The organism is Vibrio sp. Vb0667, assembly GCF_033391095.1.
Genome location: NZ_JAWPOL010000326.1, coordinates 1 through 1,116, shown reverse-complemented (window position 1 = coordinate 1,116; position 1,116 = coordinate 1). Strand labels below are relative to the sequence as shown.

The following is a 1,116-nucleotide window of genomic DNA, read 5'->3' as shown; positions in this document are numbered from 1 at the left end:
AGACTCCAAAATGTCGTTCGCTTTCTCCCATAAATCTCCAACCATGGCAGAAGTAATCCTTTCAGCTAACTCAATTTCTAAATTGCTTTCATCCATACACTTCATCCCATCAACCGCCGAACAAGCTTATCGTCAGGGCATTAATCGTTTCCGGCCAAATCGACGAACACTGCCCTTGAGTAAGCTTAGTCAAAGATTCAATTATTCATTGTCTAACATGAACAAAAACGGGCATTGATGGACATTGATGAGCTGGCAATAGCTCTACTGTTCAGGCTTTGAGTAGCAAGCGCATCACTCTTCGGTTTTCGGTGCAGAACAAGGCTCAGATTTTACTTACACCATTTGTAGGATAGCGTCCTACAAATGCGATTATCTGCTTTTCATCTCTTCCCTTATCTTTGCCTCATCCAAGACAAACGAGACAACTTCATGAACACAATGCCGCACGAGCTGGTATGGGGTGAAATCTATTTCCCGCCGCTGCTTTTAGTCATCGGATTGGCTTACGTTCTGACCACGATGGTGACTTCGCTAGCAACGAGATGCGGACTACATAAGTACGTTGCATTCCCTGCACTGGCAGAGCTAAGTCTGATTGTCATTTTTACCGGCGTTATTGGCCAATTTATTTCGATCTTTTGAGGAAAGCACACTGTGATTAAACGTTATCTCATTACCCTTATTTTGTTGTGTACCGCGGGTGCCGTGCTTTACACCCACTACCAAACATACACAAACAATCCATGGACACGAGACGGACAAGTGAGTGCCTATGTTATCTCCATTACGCCTCGAGTCACTGGGCAGGTTACGCAGGTGTATGTTGCTGATAACTCAAAAGTAAAAAAGGGAGATTTGCTGTTTGAGATTGATCCAAGCACATACGTTGCGTCTTACCACAAAGCACTGGCAAACCAGAAACAAGCGACTGCATTGCTAGCAAAGGCACAAAATGAAGAACAGCGAGCACGAAAATTAGAGAAACGTACGCACGGTGCAGTGCCTGCATTAACACTTAGCAATTTACACAATGCCGTACAAACAGCGCAGGCAAATGTTGAACTAGCGAAAGCAAACATTGAAGAAGCGCAGCTTAACTTGGACTTCACCAAA

At 44.3% G+C, this 1,116-nt stretch carries 2 protein-coding genes; both read left to right on the top strand.

Annotated features, from left to right (window positions below):
- Positions 1-432 precede the first annotated feature (432 nt).
- A complete protein-coding gene (locus R8269_RS25640; RefSeq protein ID WP_005454886.1) occupies positions 433-645 on the top strand; it encodes a DUF1656 domain-containing protein in 213 nt (70 codons plus the stop codon).
- A gap of 12 nt (positions 646-657) precedes the next feature.
- A partial coding sequence (locus R8269_RS25635; RefSeq protein ID WP_318222964.1) for an HlyD family secretion protein occupies positions 658-1,116 on the top strand: 459 nt, incomplete at its 3' end.